Genomic DNA, 19,830 nt, shown 5'->3' on the forward strand with positions numbered 1-19,830 from the left:
CGAGGGCCGATTTCGAGCCGATCGGTGCGCCGACAGGTGTGTGGGAGTGGGCATAATGAGAACGACTTTGCTGAGGGGGTTCGCGTTTGTCGGTCACGGTATCGACGGTCGAGGCATCCGATCCGCAGGGCCTGACAGCGGCCGCGGGTCGACTCGGCGGCACGATCGCCGATCTCGACGGCGCGATCACCGAGCAGCGCCGAGCACTGGACCGGATGCGCGTCGCATGGCAGGGAACGGCGGGCGACGCGGCGATCGCCAAGGCCGAGCAGAATCTCACCGAACAGCTGCAGCTGAAGGCCCGGCTGGAGTCGGTGCGCGCGGCGCTGGCCACCGGAGGCTCCCAGCTCGAGGCCACCCGTGGGGCGTTGGTGGGCATCGTCGGGACGCTGCGGGCCGCGGGGTGGACGGTCACCGACGACGGTCGCGCGATCGCGCCGATCTTCCCGCCGCTGCTCAAGCAGTTCGAACCCGGCTTCACCGCGGTCATCCAGCGATTGCTCCAGCTGTTCGATCAGATCGACGCCGCCACCGCGGGTGCGGTGCGCACCGCGATCGGCGGTGTCCCGCCGGCCACGCCGCCCGGCACGCCGCTGCCGGCACCGCCGCCGCCCGGGGCGTCGCCCGAGCAGGTCAAGCACTGGTGGGACTCGCTCAGCGACGCCGACCGGAAGCGGCTGACCGACGCCGCGCCCCGCGGGCTGGGCAACCTCGACGGGCTGCCCGTCGAGGTGCGCGACCAGCTCAACCGCACGGTGATGGATCGTGACATCGCGCGGGTGGAGCACGCCGCGAGCGCCAACGGGGTCGGCGCCGACGAGGTGGCGGCCCACCCGGAGCGCTACGGGCTCAACCGCGCCGACGCCGTCGCCTACCAGAACGGGCTCAAGGCCCGCCAAGGCCTCAAGCATCAGTCCGAGGGCGACAACCCGGCACGGCCGCGCAAGACCTACCTGTTCGGCTACGACCCGCTGGCGTACAACGGGCAGGGCACCGCGGCCATCGCACTGGGCAACCCCGACACCGCCGACAACATCGGGGTGATCGTGCCGGGCACCGGCAGCAGCCTGGAATCGGACTGGCTCAACAGCGGCCGCAACGACGGTATCAACCTGCTCGACCAGATGGGCAAGGCCGACCCGAGCAAGCAGAACGCGGTGATCATGTGGATGGGCTACGACGCGCCCGACAGCTTCACCGATCCGCGGATCGCCAACCCGGAGATGGCCCGCGCCGGCGGCGCACTGCTGGCCGGCGACGTCAACAGCCTGCACGTCACGCACACCGGGGCCGGTGAGCCGAACATCACGGTGCTCGGCCACTCCTACGGGTCGACGACGGTTGCCGACGCGTTCGCCGGCAGCGGGATGAAGGCCACCAATGCGGTGCTGATCGGTTGTCCGGGAACGGATCTGGCGCACTCGGCGGCGGACTTCAACCTGCAGGGCGGCCAGGTGTACGTGGGCAACGCCTCGACCGATCCGGTCGGCTGGATCGGCGCCAGCGACATGGCCGCCGACGTGCTCAACGGTCCGCTGGCCGATCCGCTGGGCCTGTCGGTGGGGCTGGGCGACGACGCGTCGGCGGAGTCGTTCGGCGCCGTGCGGTTCCATGCGGAGGTGCCCGGCTCCAACCTGCCCGATTTCGACGACCACTCGTACTACTACACGATGGGCAGCGAGTCGCTGTACAGCATGTCCGCGATCGCATCCGGGCACGGCGATGCGCTCGGCGAACTCGGCATGCTGGCGGACGGGCGGTCCGCGCCGACCGTCAGTACGCCTGATCGGATCCCGACTCCGTTCGGCGACATCCCGTTGCCGCACACCGATATTCCGCTGGGGCCGGCCATCCTCGATCCCGAGGCGCCGCGCGACAACGGCGCGGTCACCTCCGACCACCGATTCGACGGAAGACCCATCTAGTGATGACCCGACTGCTGTCCACGCTGCTGATCGTGCTCGCCCTGGGAGGCTGCCACATGTCCGATTCCGGCCCGGCCCAAGACAATCCGTACGACGAGCCGGAGAACGCACTGTCCGACGAGCAGACCCGCGCGCAGGTCGTCGACCCGGCGGTGGCCGTGGTCCGCGCGGTGAAACTGGACGACGTGACGGGCGGCTTCTCGTTCGGATCGTGCAACGACCAGGGCGAGCCGCCGTTCCAGGGCCGTGTCGAGGTGGCGTTCAAGCTGCCCGCCGACCCGGGCGCGGTGTACGCGCAGATCCGCGACGCACTGGTCGCGCAGGGCTGGGCGAGCGGCGCGCCGGCCGGGCAGGTCGTGCACGGCGACTCGCTCAACCGCGACGGCGTGACGGCCGCGGTCGGGCCGCGTGTCGCCGACCCCGGCTACGGCGCGCTGCAGATCTACGGGGAGTGCCGCAACATGGGCGACCACGGGTCCGACGGCCCGGTCGACATCACCGACCAGCTGCGGTGAGCGTTCAGCGGTAGTTGACGAACTGCAGCGCCACATCCAGGTCGGCGCCCTTGAGCAGCGCGATGACGGCCTGCAGGTCGTCGCGCTTCTTGGAGCTGACGCGGATCTCCTCGCCCTGGATCTGGGCCTTGACGCCCTTGGGTCCTTCGTCGCGGATCAGCTTGGTGATCTTCTTGGCGTCCTCGCTGCTGATGCCCTGCTTGAGAGTGCCCGTGAGCCGGAAGGTCTTGCCGCTGGGCTGCGGGTCACCGGCGTCGAACGCCTTCATCGAGATGTCGCGGCGGACCAGCTTCTCCTTGAACACGTCGACCGCGGCCTTGAGCCGCTCCTCGGTGGAGCTGACCAGCTCGATCACCTCGTCGCCCTTCCAGGCGATCGTGGTGTCGGTGCCGCGGAAGTCGAAGCGGGTGCTCAGCTCCTTGGCGGCCTGGTTGAGCGCGTTGTCGACCTCTTGCCGGTCGACCTTGCTGACGACGTCGAACGATGAATCCGCCATGGACCCGTCCCTCCTTCGTAGGTGTCAGTTCTTGGTCCCATCTTGGCCGACAGCTGCGAGCGCAGGCCACACCACCCTGGCGATTTGTTCTCGGGGTATGTCCTCGTTGTATCCTGCTGTGCGCGCTCTTCGCGTCACCGGCAGGTTGCCCGAGCGGCCAATGGGAGCGGACTGTAAATCCGTCGGCTTACGCCTACACTGGTTCGAATCCAGTACCTGCCACGCTGGTCAGGCCCCCTTTCGAGGGGGCCTGAGTGCGTTCTGCAACAAATTCGGCCTCACGAGTGTGGCGGTCCGAGGTAGGGGAATTCGCTCAACGTGTCGTTGTGCGGGGACAGGCCCGAAGGCGGGCACTCGTTCTTCGTCAGGAACGCCAGCCGGTAGTCGATGACGTCGTCGGTGAAGGTCCGGCCGTTGGGATACCGCGCGGGCAGCGCCGGATCGAAGGTCAGCATGTCGGGCAGGGTGCCCTCCGCCTTGATCACCTCCACCGCGTCCTCCCGGCTGTAGCCGCCGGTGTGGCCGAGCAGGTGGACGAACTGGTCCAGCCAGCGGTCCCAGTCGTGCACCGGCTCGCTGGCGTTGTACTCGAGCTTGGTGTCGTCGGTGTTGAAGAAGCTGCTAACCGACGGGTGGCCTGCTCGGTCGACGTGCTGCAGGGTGCCGTTCTCCCTGAGGCTGCATCGTCCCCAGATCCGGATCGGCCCGTCCGCCTCCAGCATGCTCGTCGGGATCTCGACCGCCATCGAGCAGACGTTGGCCGTCAGGTTGGAGTCCTCGCCCGTCCACGGCGATTGCCCGCCCAGATCGCCCAGGTGGGGCTCGGTGAAATTGCGCTTGCCCGAGGTGTCGAACAGCGCCTTGATGCCGTCGAAGTCGAAGAAGAACGCGTCGCTGCGCGCCCCGGCGGCGAACGTGATGTCGCCTGCCCGCACGATGTTGGGGTCGGCCGTGAACGACACCTCCACCGCGGAGAAGATCTTCTCGCCGGCCGGCTCGGGATCCCGTGACTCCGCACCGCGGGCGAGATACACGTCGACGGTCTGGCGGCCGTCCTTCGGTTCGGAGAAGACGAAGCTGAATGCGATGTCGTTGAGCAGGTCTCCGTCGGTGTCGACCGCCAACCGGTACACCGCGTCGGGATGCAGTGCGTCGGCGTTGGGATTGGCGTTGAGGATCAACACCGTTCGCGCGTCGTCGGTCGGTGACTGGAATGCGTACAGGTCGCAGAGGTCCAGACGCTGATCGCCGAGGGGAGGTCCGAGGCTCAGTCCGGTGAAGTGGTTGGACATGGTGCACACCTCTCGCCCGGGGACTCGTCATCTGCCAACCTACGGGCTCAGGCGGTCCGGTACCGGCCTTCGGTGGGTGCGCTGCAACCAGGAACGCGCCGGCGGGGCACCATAAGCTGGCGGGCATGGGCAGCGATGGCCTCGGCGACTATCTGCGAGCGCGCCGCGCCAGGGTGGCGCCCGGCGACGTGGGATTGCCGAGCGACGGGTTGCGGCGCGTCAGCGGACTGCGGCGGGAGGAAGTGGCGCTCCTGGCCGGCATGAGCGTCGACTACTACACGCGGCTCGAACAGGGCCGCGAACGTCGCCCCTCGCCCCAGGTCATCGATGCGTTGTCCGTCGTCCTGCAACTGCCGGACGACGCGCGCGAGCACCTGTTCCGGCTGGCGGGGCTGAGCCCCCAGGAACGCGGCAGTGTCAGCACCCGCGTCGACCCGGCGCTGCTCGACCTGCTCGACATGTGGCCGTTCAATCCCGCGTTCGTCTACAACCGTGCCTTCGACGTCCTGGCCAGCAATCAGATCGCCGATGCCATGTTCCTGAAGTGGACGCATTCGAGGAACCTGATGCACGTGATCTTCACCGAGCCCGACGCCCAGACCTTCTACTGCAACTGGTCGGTGGTCGCGGAGGACGCGGTGGCCAGTTTCCGGCACGGGTTCGGCCTGGCGCCCAACGACGTACGGCTGCGCACCGTCCGGGACGAACTGCTCGAGGCCAGCCCGGCATTCGCCGCACTGTGGACCCGCAACGACGCCCGGCGGAAATCCCTGCAGAACAAGACCTTCCGGCACCCGGTGGTGGGGGTCATGACGTTGACGATGCAGACCTTCGACGTGCGCTCCAGCCCCGGTCAGGAGTTGGTCGTCTACCACGCAGAACCCGGATCGCCGAGTGCCGAGGCCCTGTCGGTGCTGTGTTCATGGGCCGCGACCGCATGACGTCCCTGGGTGTACTGCACCCCTTGTCGTCGCGCAGCGTCTGATTACCGTCGACATCGGGAGCAGTTGTCGGAAAGGATTGATCGTGAAGCGAACCACTCTCGGCGGTCTCGACGTGTCGGCTCAGGGCCTGGGCTGCATGGGGATGAGCGAGTACTACGGCGCCTCGGACTGGGACACCAGCATCGAAACGCTGCACCACGCCATCGATGTCGGCGTCACTCTCCTCGACACGGCGGACCAGTACGGCTCGGGCCACAACGAAGTACTGGTGGGTCGCGGGATCGTCGGCAGGCGCGACGACGTCCAGATCGCCACGAAGTTCGGCATCGACCGCAGCGGCGGCGACGAGAACCGGCTCCACCGCGGCGATCCGCCGTACGTGAAGCGGTCCTGCGAGGCCTCGCTGCTGCGATTGGGGGTCGACCACATCGACCTGTACTACCTGCACCGACCCCCGCAGAACGCCGAGATCGAGGACACCGTCGGTGCGATGACCGAACTGGTGCACGACGGCAAAGTCCGATACCTGGGTCTCAGCGAGGTCAGCGCCGAGCTGCTGCGCCGCGCCCACGCGGTGCATCCGATCGCGGCCGTGCAGAGCGAATACTCGCTCTGGACAAGGGATGTCGAAGAGGTCACCCCCGTGATGGCCGAACTGGGCATCGGCCTCGTCCCGTATGCCCCGCTGGGACGGGGATTCCTGGCCGGGTCGGTGCAGACATCGTCGTTGGACCCCAAGGACTTCCGTGCCCGCAACCCGCGGTTCACCGGTGAAGCCGGTGAGCAGAATCAGGTCATCGCCGACACCGTCCGCGCCGTCGCGGAGCGGCTCGGCGTGCTGCCGGCGCAGGTCGCGCTGGCCTGGGTGTATGCCCAGGCAGACCGGCTGGGCGTTTCGGTGGTGCCGATTCCCGGGACCCGGCACGCCGAACGGCTCGATCAGAACGTGGCCTCGCTGGACGTCCAGCTCGACGACTCCGCCTTGGCTGAACTACAACCCCTCAGCGACCTGGTGAAGGGCGGCCGCTATGCCGAGCAGGGTGTGCGCTGACGCGCCGGAGTCGTCACCGCATCCGTAGCCCTCGCCGCCGCACCCACAGCACCGCCGCCGCGGTTCCGGCCAACCAGACCGTGACCGCCACCGCCAGGTGCACGAAGGTCTTCGTGTCACGCCCCAGCAGCGGGCCGATCGCCGCCGGTAACCGGTTCCAGAACAGCTGGTGCTCCACACTGCCGATCGGGTCCGCCACGTAGTACAGCGCGTAGGGCAGCGCGAGTGCCGCCGCCCAGACCGCGAGGCTCGCCCGGTCGTGGCGGCGCCGCCACCGCCGCAGCAGCGGCACCGCGGCGACCGGCAGCAGCACCGAGACGAGATTGCCGACGCCGAGCCAGGAGATCACGGGCACCAGCACGTTGGGCACCGTCCTGAGCAGCCGCGACGGGTGATCGAGCGTGACGGTGAACGCCGCCGCCGCGGCGAGCGTGGGGAGGCCGACGATGACGAACAGCGCCGCGTTCTTCACCAGCAGGATGCGCCATATCGGTGTGCCCGCCGACCACGCCGTGTTCACCCGGTGGTGGTCGGCGCCGAGCAGGTTCGTCGTCGTGACGTCGGCCAGGATGAACGACGCGAAGTAGGTGTCCACGACGACGATCAGGTCGTCGTGCGCGCCGTGCCGCGTCACCGGCTGCACCAGCAGCCACAGCGCGGCCAGGACCGTGTTGGTCCACACCCCCATCAGGCAGGTGCGGGGCGGGGTGAACATCCAGCGGATCTCCGCGGCCACCGACCGCAGTAGCGGCAGCTGGAAATCGGCCGCCGCGCGTCGGGCGGTGAACGGGCGGGGCGCCCCCGCCCGCGCCATCGACCGGGAGGCAGCGCCGAGGTATCGACGGACGGTCGTGTTCACGTTGCTGACACCCCCGGGCAGAGTGTGTGCGACCCTACCTCGTCGACCCCCGCCGGCAACCTTCACGATGTACTGTTTCTCCGCTCCATCGATGACATCGACAGCGAGGCAGCCACGCCGTGAGACTGATCCTTGAACTGCTCCGCCCGTACCGGTGGCTGGTTGCCGGGATTTTCGCGGTGCTCTGCGTGCAGATCGCCATGGGTCTCGCGGCGCCGTGGCCGTTGAAGGTGGTGCTCGACAGCGTCGTGGGCGACCACCCGCTGCCGCCCTGGCTGCACGGGCTGCTGCAGCCCATCCTGGGCGGGGAGAGCCGGATGCACATCGCCGGCCTGGCCGCGATCATGGTGATCGTCATCGCGGTGATCGCCGCGATCGCCACCTACGTCGCCAACTACCTGACCGAGACGGTCGGCCAGAAGGTCGGCAACGATCTGCGCACCCGCGCCTACCACCATCTGCAGCAGCTTTCGCTGAGCTACTTCGACACCCACCGCGTCGGGCCGATCCTGTCCACGCTGACCGACGACGTCGACACCATCCAGGACTTCGCGTCGGCCTCGACGCTGGGCATCGCGACCGACCTGCTGACCATCGTCGGCATGCTCGGCCTGATGCTGTACCTGCAGTGGGACTTCACGCTGGTCGCGCTGGCCGTGGCCCCGTTGCTGCTGCTGTTCGTCTCCCGCATCCGCAAGGCCGTCAAGGCCGCGACTCACGAAGTGCGCAGACGGGAATCGGACATCGTCGCGGTGGCCGAGGAGGGCCTGCAGTCGATTCGCGTGGTCAAGGCGTTCGACCGTGAGGCCCATCAGGAGAACCAGTTGGCCATCGCGGGTCAGCAGGCCGTCGACGCCGCGCTCAACGCGCGCCGGGTGAAGTCGGTGGTGTCGCCGATCGTCGCGGTGGTGGTCGCCGCATGCACCGCGCTGGTGCTGTGGCGCGGGTCGGCGCTCATCCTGGCCGGCGCGATGACCGCGGGCACGCTCACGGTGTTCATCAGCTACCTCGCTTCCTTCTTCAAACCCGTGCAGGATCTGGCCAAGCTGACGAACACGATCGCGATGGCCGCCGTCGGTGTCGAGCGTGTCGCCGCGCTGCTCGAGGCCGAGACCGGGATCGTCGAGAAGCCCGATGCGGTGGAGCCCGAGCGGATCAAGGGTGCGGTGCGCTTCGAGAAGGTGGCGTTCAGCTATGACGGCGCGAAGCCGGTGCTGCGCGATGTCACGTTCGACGTCGCGCCGGGTCAGTTGGTCGGCATCGTCGGGCACACCGGCAGTGGAAAGTCCTCGCTGGTGAGCTTGATTCCGCGGTTCTACGACCCGTCGATGGGTTCGGTGTCGATCGACGGGGTCGACCTGCGCGACTACAAGCTGCACGAACTGCGCCAGCAGATCGGTTACGTGCTGCAGGACACGGTGCTGTTCCGTGGGACGGTCCGCGACAACATCGCCTTCGGCAGGCCGGACGCCACGCACGAGGAGATCGTCGAGGCCGCGAAACTGGCCAACGCGCACGAGTTCATCTCCGACATGCCGCAGGGCTACGACAGCGCGGTCGGGGAACGCGGGATGACATTGTCGGGAGGTCAGCGGCAGCGCATCGGCATCGCCCGCGCGCTGATCCGCAACAGCCCGATCCTGATCCTCGACGAGCCGACGGCCGCGTTGGACGCGCAGTCCGAGCACCTGGTGATGTCGGCTCTGGAGCGGCTGATGAGCGACCGCACGGTGATCACGATCGCTCACAGGTTGTCGACGATCCGCGACGCCGACAAGATCGTCGTGCTCGAGGAGGGCCGCGTCGTCGAAGAGGGCACGCACCAGGAGCTGCTCGAGCGTGACGGCAGATACGCTGAGCTCCACCGCATCCAGTACGAGGACGAGACGACGTGAGCCGATCGCTGATCATCCTGCCCGACGATTCGGCACAGCCCGTGCTCGACGCGATCCACGGGGCGACGAAGTCGCTGCGCGTCAAGATGTTCGCGTTCAGCCACCAGCCGCTGCTGGATGCGATCATCGCGGCCCATCAACGCGGTGTACTGGTCAAGGTGATGCTCAACCCGGTGCGGCGCGACGGCGAGACCGACAACGACGGTGCACGAGATCTGTTGCAGGAGTATGGCATCGAGGTCACTGAGAGCAGCCCGTCGTTCGACCTGACCCACGAGAAGTCGATGGTGATCGACGACGAGTACGCGTTCGTCGAGTCGTTGAACTGGACCGACGAGAACTTCACCGAGACCCGCGACTACGCCGTGGTGACGCCGACGTCGCACGAGGTGCTCGAGATCATCGAATGCTTCGAAGCCGACTGGGCCCGGGAGGATTTCGATCCGGGCGATTCGGCGCGGCTGATCTGGTGCCCCACGAACGGGCGGGCCCGCATCGCCGAGTTCATCGACCGGGCAGAGGAGACGCTGTTCGTGCAGAACGAGCGCTATCAGGATCCGGTGATCATCGAGCGGCTGGTCCGGGCGGCGCGCCGCGGGGTGAAGGTGCACGTGATGGCGCGCGCGGCGCACCATCTCAAGGCCGACAAGCTGCTCGAGGGTGTCAGCGGCCTGCGCATCCTCGAGGACGTCGGCATCAAGATCCACCGGCTCAAGCACCTCAAGCTGCACGCCAAGATGATCCTCGCCGATCACGAGCGCGCCGTCGTCGGCTCGATCAACCTGTCACCGGGCAGCTTCGACCACCGCCGGGAGCTGGCCATCGAGGCCGACGACAAGCACCTGCTCAAGCGGCTGAACGAGGTGGCGCATCACGACTGGAAGCATTCGGCGCCACTGGATCTCAGCGACGAGGCACTTCTGGCCGACCTTGCGGGCCGCAACCAGCGTGAGGTCGATCAGCTCGCGCTGCACAAACGCGACGACTGATCAAACCGCCTCAGACCACCGGCGTCGCGCCGATCCGGACGATCCGGCCTGAGCCGTAATCCAATTGGTAGAGGGCGCCGTCGGGCCCCTGGGCGAGCAGCACCGTCTGGCCGGCCTGCGCGTCGAAGTCGCGGGCGTTGCCGCACGACGAGAAGTCGCCGGTGCAGTCGAGCGCCTTGATCCAGCCCTTGACGAAGTCTGCGATGAGCAGGGTGTTCTGGAACTCGGGGCCGAGCTGGCCGCCGGTGTAGAACAGCACGGAGGTGATCGATGCACCGCCGCCGTCGTGGCTGTAGGCGTAGATCGGGTTGATGCTGCCGCAGTTCGCACACGCGCCTTCGGCGCCGGGCCAGCCGTAGTCGCCGCCCGCGATGACGTTGTCGACCTCCTCGAAGGAGTTCTCACCCACGTCGGCGACCAGGAGCGTCCCGTCCGGGGTGAACGACAGGCGGAACGGGTTGCGGAAGCCGTAGGCGTAGACCTGCGGCAGCGCGCCGGCGCCGAGGTCGGGGTTGTCGGACGGGATCGTGCCGTCGGGGTTGATCCGGATGATCTTGCCGTGGATGGTGCCCAGGTCCTGGGCGTTGTCGGAGTTCTTGTTGTCGCCGACGCCCCAGTACAGGGCGCCGTCGGGACCGAACCCGAGGGCGCCGCCGTGGTGGTAGAACGCCGACGGGTCGGTCGACTGCAGCAGGACCTTCTGGGATCCGAACACCACCCGGTCGCCGCGGACGGTCAGCCGGGCCAGCCGGTCGCGGGCGCCGATCGTCGTGTACGCCACGTAGATGTAGCCGTTGTTCTCGAAGTCGGGGTCGACGGCCAGCGCGCCGAGCCCGCGCTCACCCTGGGTCGGGGTGAAGATCCGGTAGAGCGGTCGCCGCTGGACGGCGCCGTCCTCGACGATGCGGATCCGGCCACCCTTCTCGGCGACGAGGATCCGTCCGTCCGGCAGGAACTGGAAGTCGGTGGGCTGGTTGAGTCCCGTCGCGACGACGGTGCGGTCGGGCACCGCGGCGGCGGTGACCTGCGCCGTCTGACGCGCACCCGCGCCGGCCAACCCGGTGGCGACGACGTCGAGCAGACCGGCGGCACGGTCGCGGGGCCTGATCGGATCGGCGGCAGCCGCTGAAGCGGTCGGCTCGGTGGGTGCCGGCGACGTGACACGGATGGTCCGCTGACGGCGCTGTTCGACGCGGTCGCTGCGGTCGGCGGCGCGTTCGGCGCGTGCTTCTGCCCGCTGGGCGCGAACCTCAGCCCTGCGCGTGGCGCGCTCACTCGCCGTGGGCTTGTCGTCCGCGGCACCGCGTCGGATCCGCGGCCCGGCTGCCGGTGACGCCGAATCCGGTCCGGCCGCAGCGGCATTCGTCGATGGCGAGGTGTCGCCGGTCTCGGCGGAGGCGATGGCCTGCCCGGTCAGAACGGCTGCGCCGATGCCCAGGGCGACGGCCAGGCCGCCGACCCGCCCGATGTGCAATGCCGACGATCCCATGACGCCTCCTCGAGCGCGGGCACCCCGCACCTCCACTCGGCGGTGTCAGCCGATGCCCCGATGTTCAGGACTCTAGGTGTCCGGTGAACCCCGCCACCGCGTTTTCGCCGGGAAAGCTGTGAATGCTCCGTGCGTGTGATGTGCACGCGGGCAAGGCTTTTCGTTTGATCTTGAGTTTCCGTGCGGTGGATCGTCGCAGTGGCGAAGGAGTGCGGCCGAGAACCCCGTGCCCGGTCGTGTTCGCGACACCGTCGCGTGGGCGCGATCATGCAGTGTAGACCGCTCTCGATGGGTTGGAGGAGTTTGCCACGTCGGCGTCAACCGGACAGTCCCCGCAATCCCGGCAAACCCCCAACGACGGGTTCCGGGCCGCTCTGTGCAGCGGCGAAGACGTGGCGCCCGTGGTCGGTCGGGCAGGGACCGCGCAGATCATGACGGGTTGCTGACGACTTCTGTGATCCAGCTCACAGAGGCGTATTGTCGAGGCATCTCTTGAGAGGAAGGAGATGCGATGAAAGGCGCTCATCGTGATCCGGTGGATCACGCTCGCACGACTCTGCCGCACAGCGGGGAGTCCTTCATCGACACCCTCTGGCTGCCCGGGCTGCTGCTGATCGGTGTCGGCACGGTGCTCATCGCCGGGACCGTCGCCGCCACCGCCTACGGCAACCAGTACCTGTCCCTGATCCTCGGCCTGATCGCCGGCGCACTGGTCACTGCCGGCGCCCTGCTGATCACGCTCGAACATCAGCGGGTCAAGAGGGTCGAACGGCGGTGGGAGGCCGAGCATCCGCAGCACCGTCATCTGCGGGCAGGCTAGCTGCGCACAGTGGTAGCAACCCCTGCCGGGGCGCCGGGCGGCCTCCGGAATCGGTGAATAGCGGCCCGCATCATGATCGACTTCGGTGCGAATGCCACGAAGTGGGTGTGTCAGCAAATTTCCCGACGTACACTGCTGCTGACTCTACGAGGGGGACGCAATGGGGAATCGTCGAGCAGGCACACAGGGTCGGCACCGGGCGCACAAGCCGGAATCCGGGAAGCGCGGCGTGCGGAGGGCCAAGGCCGCGGTGTCCGCGATCGGGATGGCGGGCGTCGCCGTCGCCGGTGCCGCGCTCCTCGGCACCGCGCCGACCATGTCGGTCAGCCCGCAATTGCTCGCGACGCTGCACTACCTGCGCGGCACCAACATCGGCTACCAGCCGACACAGCAGGAGTACGAGGACTTCATCGGTGTCGTGGTCAACGGCACGGCGGCGCCGAAGCCTGATGCTCCCTACGAGAAGGTCGACTACAACGCAGGATTCCGGCCGTTCTCTCACGGCGGCTTCAAGGACCTCACGTTCGACGACTCCGTCGCTCAGGGCGTGGCCAACCTCGCGGCGGCCCAACCCGCGCCGGGTGACATCATCTTCGGCTTCTCGCAGGGCGCCGCCGTCGCCTCGCAGTACAAGGCCGACCACACCGGCAACACCTACGTCCTGGTGGCGAATCCGAACCGGCCCAACGGCGGCATCCTGGAACGGTTCGAGGGGCTGCACATCCCGTTCCTCGACGTCACGTTCAATGGGGCCACCCCGGACAACGGCGACTACACCATCGACGTCGCCCGCCAGTACGACGGCTGGACGGATTTCCCCACCTACCTGTGGAATCCCGTGGCGATCGCCAATGCCGTCGTGGGAATGGCTCTCGTGCACGGGAATACGCAGTTCCAGTTGACCGAGGCGGATCTCGAAGCGGCCAGGAACTCCGGCGACAGCGACTACTACCAGTTCGACGCGAAATCCAACACCGCCTACTACGTCGTCAAGACCTACCCGATCCCGTTGCTGATACCGCTGGACCCCTTCCTGCCCGACCCGGTGATCGCGGCTCTGGACGCCCCGCTCCGGAAGTTCATCGAAACCGCCTACAACCGGGACGATTACAGCGTTCCGACGCGGGCCACGCTGTTCCCGCGCCGGCAGGCGACGGCCGCGGTGGAGTCGGTGGACGAACCTGCCGTCGCCCCCGCGCAGCAGCGCTCGGCACCCGATCCCGAGCCGCAGGTGAGCGAGGAACCGCAGGAACCGGCGGCCAAACGCACGGCCTGGCACCCCCGTAAGCATCTGCGTGCGGTCGCCGACGACGAGTCGGCGAGTGACACCACCGACACCGACGCAACCGGCAGCAGCACCACGACGAAGACCGAGACCGAGACCGACGCCCCGGCGAAGGCCGACAACGCCCCCACGACCGAACACAGTGCGGCGGCCGCCGGCTCCGGTGCCGATCAGGCCGCCTCCTGAGCCGAGGGAACTATCCCTCGTGGCGCCGGTGGTGATGGTGCCGCTGAGCCTGCGGCTCCGACTTGGGATGCTGTGCAGTCGCGGCGGCGTGGCTGTCTGACGACGGCGGGGTGCTGTCGGCGGAGGCGGTACCCGCCAGGCCGAGAGCACCGGCGAGGATGCCGGCGGTCAGGAGGGGCAGGGCGAGGAATCGGGTGCGGATGTTCATGGGAATCTCCTTGTGTGCGTGTCTTTTTGGCTGTCTGCGCCGGATCGTTCTGGCGATGTATTGAGCATGCCTCGGCGCCGCCCCGCGGTCTGTCCGCCGCCCGGTGGATGCGGGGGATGACTGTGGTGTCCACCGATCGGGGGACACGGGCCAGCGCGGCCTGCCCTATCCCCAGCTGTCGGGGCGGCGGCCGCCGGCTCCGGTGCCGATCAGGCCGCCTCCTGAGCCGACAGTCGATCGGCACAAGACGGTCACGAAACGATCTGAGACGCGAACGCGTTGCCGCGTGAAGTCGCCACGCTTTAGTTTTCGGTGCATGACCTCTGTTCTCATCACCGGCTGCTCGTCGGGCTACGGACTCGCGACGGCGCACCGGTTCCTCGACGCCGGCTGGGACGTCATCGCGACGATGCGTGTCCCCCGGGACGGCCTCTTCCCCGAGTCGGATCGAATTCAGCTGTTGCCCCTCGATGTCACCGACCCGTCGAGCATCGCCGCCACGATCGAGCGCTGCGGTCCCATCGACGTTCTGGTGAACAACGCCGGGATCGGCGCCATCGGAGCCTTCGAGGCGACGCCGATGGCGACGGTGCGAGACCTGTTCGACACCAACACGTTCGGAGTCATGGCGATGACGCAGGCCGTCATCCCCCAGATGCGCTGCCGACGGTCCGGCGTGATCGTCAACGTCACGTCGAGTGTGACGCTGACCCCGATGCCGTTGGCGGCCGCCTACACCGCCAGCAAGATGGCCATCGAGGGGTTCACCGGATCGTTGGCGCACGAACTCGGACACTTCGGCGTGCGGGCCAAACTCGTCGAACCCGGCTATGGACCGGGAACACAATTCACCAGCAACGGCACCGGTCGGATGGCCGGGACGATCCCCGCGGAGTATCGGGCTTTCGCCGAGCCCATCCTGGAGGCGTTCGCCGAGCCCGGCCCGGTGACCACGCCCCAGGACGTCGCCGACGTCGTCTACGGCGCGGCACTGGACACCACGGACCGGCTCCGGTTCGCTGCCGGGGCCGACGCGGTCGCTCTCGCGGGCTGACTCCGCGCAGCGCGGGAAGCCGGGCGGCGACTGGGATAACGTCTGCGACGTGCCAGCAGCGGAAGCCTCCGCGTCGGTGTGGGACGCGCTGATGCCGTTGCTGCGTCCACAAACCGTGCTGTCCAAGACGATCGCCGGCGGCGGACGCTGGAGCGTGCGTAAACCGCAGTACGGCGATCCGGCGTTCTGCTTGATGCTCGAGGGCAGCTGTGTGCTCGACCCCGAGGGACTCGACTCGGCCGACCTGCACCCCGGCGACTTCCTCCTGGTGCCGCGGATGCCCGCCTTCGTCCTGAGCGCCGCACGCGGTATCGAACCGACCGACGTCCCGCTGGACTACGCCCGCCTCACCCGGCACGGCAATGACACCGAGCCGCCCACGATGCGCATGCTCGGCGGCTATTTCCGGTTCGACCCCGCCCACGCGGCGCTGCTCGTCTCGCTGTTGCCGCCTGTGGTGCTGGTGCGTCACGGCGAACCCGGATCGGAGCGCCTCGGCCGCATCGTGGCGCTGATCGCCGAGGAGGAGACGCACAGTGACACTGCGGCCGGCGCGGCGGTCGTTCAGCGTCTGGTCGAGGTGCTGCTGATCGAGGCCCTACGGGCGCAGACACCGGCGCTGAGCGGCGGGCAGCGCGGACTGCTCGCCGGTCTGACAGACCCGGTGCTGGCTCCCGCGCTGCACGCACTGCACGCCGACCTCCCGCACGGCTGGACCGTCGAGAGTCTGGCCCGCGCCGCGTCGGTCTCGCGTGCCGTGTTCGCGCGGCGCTTCACCGAAACGGTCGGCATTCCGCCGATGCACTACCTCCTCGAGTGGCGCCTGACCCTGGCCAAAGACCTTCTGCGGTCCGGAACGCTGTCGACGGCTCAGGTCGCGCAGCGCGTCGGCTACCGCTCGGCACCGGCCTTCACCACCGCCTTCGTCCGTTCAGTGGGCTGCTCACCCACCGAGTTCGCCCGAGGGCATGCTGTCACGTAACGCCCGCGCGACCAGACCTATCCCCAAGAGTCGGGGCGGCGGCCGTCGAGGTCGGTGAAGCCGTATTCGCGGGCGAGTTGGCCGGAGGTCACCGAACGCTGATTCCACCGCGTCCGGCCCGGGTCCGCCGCCAGCGCGGCCACGGCGCGGCCGACATAGCGCGGCGACTCCGACTCGGCGAAGCCTTCGGGTGCGGTGGGGCGTCCGTCGGCCCGGCCGGGCTGCAGCGCGTCGCGCCACGTGTCCTCGGTGACGCCCCAGTTGTCCAGCATCATCTCCGAGCGCAGCCATCCTGGCGTGAGGGAGACGGCGGTGCCGCCGTAGGGCGCCAGCTCGTGACCCAGGTCGAACGCCAGCCGGTTGACCGCGACCTTGGCCAGACCATAGAACGCCGAAATCCGGTAGTGCGCCGCGTTGTACGCGGCCGTCCCGTCGGTCACCTCGACGACCAGGCCTCCGGGCCGGTCGATCACCACCGGCAGCAGGGAATGCGATGTGATCAGGTGAGTCTCGACACCGAGCCGCAGAATGCGCAGTCCGTCGTCGAGGTCGTGCTCCCAGATCGGCGTATTCCACTGTGCAGGAGTTCCCTTGAGGATCTCGGCGCCCCAGATGTCATTGACCAGGATGTCGAGGTGCCCGTGGTCGGCGCGGAGGCGGTCTGCCAAGGCGCCGACCTGTGCGGGGTCGAGGTGGTCGACGCAGAGGGCGATACCTACGCCGCCGAGGGCGTCGACCAGTTCGGCGGTCTCCTCGATTGTCTCCGGTCGGTCATAGTCGGACTGCATGCCGCCGGTGCGGCTGCTGCGACCGGTGCAGACCACCGTCGCGCCCGTCTCACCGAGTGCGGCGGCGATGCCGCGGCCCGCTCCGCGGGTGGCGCCGGCGACCAGCGCGACCCGGCCTCGCAGGGCGTTCCTGTCGGGCTCCCACACCATGATTTCAGTCTCGGCCTCCACGACCTCGACGCCAAGACGGTTCTGTCAGCGGTCGAGGCGCGTGGCGTGCCGCTCGCCGAAGACCCGGAAGTGGGTGGGCATGTGCGAGCGGGTGTCGCGCGGCGTGGTCGCGACGTGCCCGCTGTGGCTCCCGGTGGTGGTGGTCTGAGCGGCGGCCGTGCCGGCCACCCCGAGGGCGCCGCCGAGGATGCCGGCTGCCAGCAGGGGCAGGGCGAGGAAGCGGGTGCGTGCGTTCATGATGAATTCTCCTGTGTGAGTGGATCTTTGACTTGTCCGCCGGTGTGTTCCGGCGATGTACCAAGAATGCCGGGGCGGGCGGCGTCCGTCTGTCCGTCGGCTGGTGGAGGGCGGGGAGGAATGTGACGTCCTCCGATCGGGGGACGCCGGTGTGGCGTCGACTACTCGGCTGTGCGACGCCCCGGTCGGCATGGGATGTTCGAATAATGACCTGCGCGCAATGCCCGCGGTGCGGGGCCGAGCGGCCGTCGTGGCTGGGGGAGCCGCACCGCTGCATGGGTGATGCGAATCTGTCCTGGCTGGCCTTCCACGAGATGACCGCGCACGCGGCGATGGCGTGGCGGCGCCGGCTGCTCGACGGGACGTCCTGATCGGGATTTGCGGGTGCGACAGGGCGCGGTAGGGTCGACCGTTAGTCGCGAAGAGATCGGATCGTTACGTCATGGACCTTGTACTCGGCTTGTCGATGACGTCGTCATCGGCGCGCTGGGTGCTCGTCGAGGGAACCAGCGGTGACGGCGCCACTCTGGACCGCGGTTCGCGGGCCCTGCACGACCTCGATGCGGGCGCCCTGATCGACTCCCTCACGGCCCAAGCCGCGCCCCGCCGGGTGCACGCGGTGGGTCTGACCTGGGCCGCAAACGCTGAGAGCGCCGCCAGCGACGTCTGGCAGGCGCTGACCGACCGCGGCGTCGAGAACGTCATCGCGGTGTCCGACATCGAGGCCGCCGAGGCCCTGGCGCTGGGCATCGCCGAGATGGCCGGCTGCGAGCGGGTGGCCGTGTGTGTCGCGGAGCCGGGACCGTCGGTGCTGGCCACGGTCACGCCCGACGGCGTGACCGCCGACCGCGTCGACGCCGGCGAGTTCGGCGACATCGAGGCTGTCGCGCCCGAAGCGGTGTTCGTGCTGGGTTCCGGCGACGTCGCGGGCGTGGTGGCCACGCTGCAACAGCGCACCGCGGTGCCCGTCATCTCCGCCGAGCAGGCCGACCTGGCGCTGGCCCGGGGCGCGGCGCTGGCGTCGGCGTCCGCGGTGGCCATGCTCGATGCCCAGCCGGCCGGCCGGGCCGCGCGGCTCTCCCCGACGGCCGTGCTGGCCTCGGTGCTCGCGGCAGCCGTCGTGACGCTCGTGGTGTCGGCGTCGGCGGCGGTGGGCTTGAGCCTGACGCCCGACACCCCGTCGCCGCAGATGGTCCGCTCGGTGCAGGAGCCGGTCCGCGAGGCCGCCCCGCCGCCCGCGCAGGTCCTGCCGCCCTCTCCGGCCGCCCCGCCGCCGGCGCCGGCCGCACCCGTCGTCAACGAGGTGCCCGCACCCGAGGCCGTGGAGATGCCCGCCCCCGAGGCGCCGCCGCCGGTGTACGACGAGCCGATCGCTCCCGCGCCCGAGTACGTCCCGCCGCCGGCACCTGACTACGTGCCGCCGCCGGCGCCGCCGAACTACTTGCCGCCCGCACCCGGTGCGCCGGTCCTGGTTCAGCCGGGCGGGCCGCTGCCCGCGGCGGTGCCGCCCCCGGTCACCGTGGACGCCCAGCAGCCGCGGCTCCGCGATCGCATCATCGAGCGCATCCCGATCATCAACCGGTTCCACGAACCGCAGTACAACCCCTGATCCCGCCGAAATTGCATTCCGGCTGAGGAAGTGCGAGTAGATGTCTGCCGGAATGCACGTTCGGCGCGTCAGGGGAAGACGAGGTTGCGCAGTGGCTCTCCGCGCTGCAGCCGGGTGATGTTCGCGGTGACGTCACCGACGCGGCCGGCGAAGGTGTCAGCGGTGATGCCCGACGAGTGCGGGGTCATCAGGACGTTGGGCAGCTCACCGAAAGGGAATTCGCTCGGTGCGCAACCGTTTTCGCTGTTCGGGTAGCGATACCAGACGTCGATGGCTGCGCCGGCGATCACCCCTTCCGCCAGCGCCTCGTAGAGCGCTCGCTCCTGCACCAGGGGGCCGCGGCCGACGTTGATCAACACCCCGTCGGAGCCCAGCGCGTCGAGCTGGGCCGCGCCGATCATGCCCTCGGTGTGCGCGTTCAGCGGCGCCGACACCACGACGACGTCGCTCTCGCGCATCAGGCGGTCCAGCTGACCGGTGTCCCCTGCCCACGTCAACCCGGCATTGGGCGCCACGGCGCCTGATCCGGTGACCGCGGCGGCAGTACACCCGAACGCCCGCAACAGATTCCAGCTGCGCATCCCGATGTGGCCGAACCCGACGAACCCGATGTGCGCGTCCCCCAGCGTCGGCGGCTGCGCGAGGGACCGGTCGTAGACCGCGGTCGCCCACACCCCGTCGCGCAGCGCGCGGTCCTGGGTGAGGAAGCCGCGGCGCAGCATCACCGCAGCGCCCGCCACGTACTCCGCGATCGAGCGCTCGTGGTGGAACGTGTTGGCGACCAACATGTCCGGCGGTAGTGCCGCGAAGTCGACCTTGTCGGTACCCGCACCCGCGACGTGGATCAGCCGCAGCTTCTCGGCGGTGCGGGCCATGTCGGCGGTGAACCGGCTGCCGACGTACACCTCGGCGTCGCGCAGCTCGGCCTCGGGCACGCCGGTGATCAGCCAGCGGATGTCCGATCCCGGCGGCGCCATCGCCTCGAACCGGTCGCGATGGGGGAGGAGGTTGGGGTCGGCGACGATGATCTTCACG

General features: G+C 68.9%; 19 protein-coding genes and 1 tRNA gene. 12 read left to right on the forward strand and 8 right to left on the reverse strand.

Annotated features, from left to right (window positions below):
• Positions 1–86 precede the first annotated feature (86 nt).
• Both MCHLDSM_RS14195 and MCHLDSM_RS14200 read left to right on the forward strand, forming a co-directional pair.
• The gene (locus MCHLDSM_RS14195; RefSeq protein ID WP_048470631.1) at positions 87–1,925 is read left to right on the forward strand and encodes an alpha/beta hydrolase; all 1,839 of its coding nucleotides are present in this window, start codon (positions 87–89) and stop codon (positions 1,923–1,925) included.
• A 2-nt stretch (positions 1,926–1,927) separates the two neighbouring features.
• Positions 1,928–2,440 carry a lipoprotein LppJ family protein gene (locus MCHLDSM_RS14200; protein WP_048470632.1) on the forward strand — a complete coding sequence of 171 codons (513 nt, stop codon included), beginning with the start codon at positions 1,928–1,930 and terminating at the stop codon, positions 2,438–2,440.
• A 4-nt stretch (positions 2,441–2,444) separates the two neighbouring features.
• Here MCHLDSM_RS14200 and MCHLDSM_RS14205 read toward each other — a convergent pair whose 3' ends face one another.
• Positions 2,445–2,936, reverse strand: a complete 492-nt coding sequence (locus tag MCHLDSM_RS14205) for a YajQ family cyclic di-GMP-binding protein (protein WP_048470633.1) — start codon at positions 2,934–2,936, stop codon at positions 2,445–2,447.
• Positions 2,937–3,075: 139 nt separating this feature from the next.
• Here MCHLDSM_RS14205 and MCHLDSM_RS14210 point away from each other — a divergent pair.
• Positions 3,076–3,158 (forward strand) — tRNA-Tyr (locus tag MCHLDSM_RS14210).
• A 56-nt stretch (positions 3,159–3,214) separates the two neighbouring features.
• Here the strand turns inward: MCHLDSM_RS14210 and MCHLDSM_RS14215 are convergent.
• Positions 3,215–4,228, reverse strand: coding sequence for a DUF4331 family protein (locus MCHLDSM_RS14215; protein WP_048470634.1), 1,014 nt, complete (start codon positions 4,226–4,228; stop codon positions 3,215–3,217).
• 125 nt (positions 4,229–4,353) lie between these two features.
• Here MCHLDSM_RS14215 and MCHLDSM_RS14220 point away from each other — a divergent pair, with 125 nt between their 5' ends.
• Positions 4,354–5,169: a helix-turn-helix transcriptional regulator gene (locus tag MCHLDSM_RS14220; protein ID WP_048470635.1), complete on the forward strand. Its 816-nt coding sequence runs from the start codon at positions 4,354–4,356 to the stop codon at positions 5,167–5,169.
• 139 nt (positions 5,170–5,308) lie between these two features.
• Positions 5,309–6,223, forward strand: coding sequence for an aldo/keto reductase (locus tag MCHLDSM_RS14225; RefSeq protein WP_109788832.1), 915 nt, complete (start codon positions 5,309–5,311; stop codon positions 6,221–6,223).
• Between the two features lie 13 nt (positions 6,224–6,236).
• Here MCHLDSM_RS14225 and MCHLDSM_RS14230 read toward each other — a convergent pair whose 3' ends face one another.
• Entirely contained in the window at positions 6,237–7,037 is an 801-nt protein-coding gene (locus MCHLDSM_RS14230) for a hypothetical protein (protein WP_048470636.1), read from the reverse strand.
• Between the two features lie 164 nt (positions 7,038–7,201).
• Between MCHLDSM_RS14230 and MCHLDSM_RS14235 the strand changes: the two genes are divergently transcribed.
• Complete coding sequence (locus tag MCHLDSM_RS14235; protein WP_048470637.1) at positions 7,202–8,977, forward strand: ABC transporter ATP-binding protein; 1,776 nt, start codon at positions 7,202–7,204, stop codon at positions 8,975–8,977.
• Positions 8,974–9,966: a phospholipase D-like domain-containing protein gene (locus MCHLDSM_RS14240; protein WP_048470638.1), complete on the forward strand. Its 993-nt coding sequence runs from the start codon at positions 8,974–8,976 to the stop codon at positions 9,964–9,966. The genes MCHLDSM_RS14235 and MCHLDSM_RS14240 overlap by 4 nt, the downstream gene beginning before the upstream one ends.
• Before the next feature lie 10 nt (positions 9,967–9,976).
• Here MCHLDSM_RS14240 and MCHLDSM_RS14245 read toward each other — a convergent pair whose 3' ends face one another.
• Complete coding sequence (locus MCHLDSM_RS14245; RefSeq protein WP_048470639.1) at positions 9,977–11,455, reverse strand: PQQ-dependent sugar dehydrogenase; 1,479 nt, start codon at positions 11,453–11,455, stop codon at positions 9,977–9,979.
• 535 nt (positions 11,456–11,990) lie between these two features.
• On the opposite strand from MCHLDSM_RS14245, the gene usfY reads away from it, so the two are divergent.
• Together usfY and MCHLDSM_RS14255 are read left to right on the forward strand one after the other, a co-directional pair.
• Positions 11,991–12,275, forward strand: coding sequence for a protein UsfY (usfY, locus tag MCHLDSM_RS14250; protein WP_318280550.1), 285 nt, complete (start codon positions 11,991–11,993; stop codon positions 12,273–12,275).
• A 229-nt stretch (positions 12,276–12,504) separates the two neighbouring features.
• Positions 12,505–13,746: a PE-PPE domain-containing protein gene (locus tag MCHLDSM_RS14255; RefSeq protein WP_053082982.1), complete on the forward strand. Its 1,242-nt coding sequence runs from the start codon at positions 12,505–12,507 to the stop codon at positions 13,744–13,746.
• 10 nt (positions 13,747–13,756) lie between these two features.
• Here the strand turns inward: MCHLDSM_RS14255 and MCHLDSM_RS14260 are convergent, their stop codons facing one another.
• Entirely contained in the window at positions 13,757–13,954 is a 198-nt protein-coding gene (locus tag MCHLDSM_RS14260) for a hypothetical protein (protein ID WP_048470641.1), read from the reverse strand.
• Between the two features lie 316 nt (positions 13,955–14,270).
• Between MCHLDSM_RS14260 and MCHLDSM_RS14265 the strand changes: the two genes are divergently transcribed.
• Entirely contained in the window at positions 14,271–15,008 is a 738-nt protein-coding gene (locus MCHLDSM_RS14265) for an SDR family oxidoreductase (protein WP_048470642.1), read from the forward strand.
• A 91-nt stretch (positions 15,009–15,099) separates the two neighbouring features.
• Positions 15,100–15,990: an AraC family transcriptional regulator gene (locus MCHLDSM_RS14270; protein WP_048470722.1), complete on the forward strand. Its 891-nt coding sequence runs from the start codon at positions 15,100–15,102 to the stop codon at positions 15,988–15,990.
• 17 nt (positions 15,991–16,007) lie between these two features.
• Here MCHLDSM_RS14270 and MCHLDSM_RS14275 read toward each other — a convergent pair whose 3' ends face one another.
• Complete coding sequence (locus tag MCHLDSM_RS14275) at positions 16,008–16,928, reverse strand: SDR family oxidoreductase (protein ID WP_048470723.1); 921 nt, start codon at positions 16,926–16,928, stop codon at positions 16,008–16,010.
• A 45-nt stretch (positions 16,929–16,973) separates the two neighbouring features.
• Positions 16,974–17,186, reverse strand: coding sequence for a hypothetical protein (locus MCHLDSM_RS14280; protein ID WP_048470643.1), 213 nt, complete (start codon positions 17,184–17,186; stop codon positions 16,974–16,976).
• A 442-nt stretch (positions 17,187–17,628) separates the two neighbouring features.
• On the opposite strand from MCHLDSM_RS14280, the gene MCHLDSM_RS14285 reads away from it, so the two are divergent.
• Positions 17,629–18,795, forward strand: a complete 1,167-nt coding sequence (locus MCHLDSM_RS14285; protein ID WP_048470644.1) for a DUF7159 family protein — start codon at positions 17,629–17,631, stop codon at positions 18,793–18,795.
• 68 nt (positions 18,796–18,863) lie between these two features.
• Here MCHLDSM_RS14285 and MCHLDSM_RS14290 read toward each other — a convergent pair whose 3' ends face one another.
• Complete coding sequence (locus MCHLDSM_RS14290) at positions 18,864–19,829, reverse strand: 2-hydroxyacid dehydrogenase (protein WP_048470645.1); 966 nt, start codon at positions 19,827–19,829, stop codon at positions 18,864–18,866.
• Position 19,830: the final 1 nt, after the last annotated feature.

Source organism: Mycolicibacterium chlorophenolicum (assembly GCF_001044235.1).
Taxonomy (GTDB): domain Bacteria; phylum Actinomycetota; class Actinomycetes; order Mycobacteriales; family Mycobacteriaceae; genus Mycobacterium; species Mycobacterium chlorophenolicum.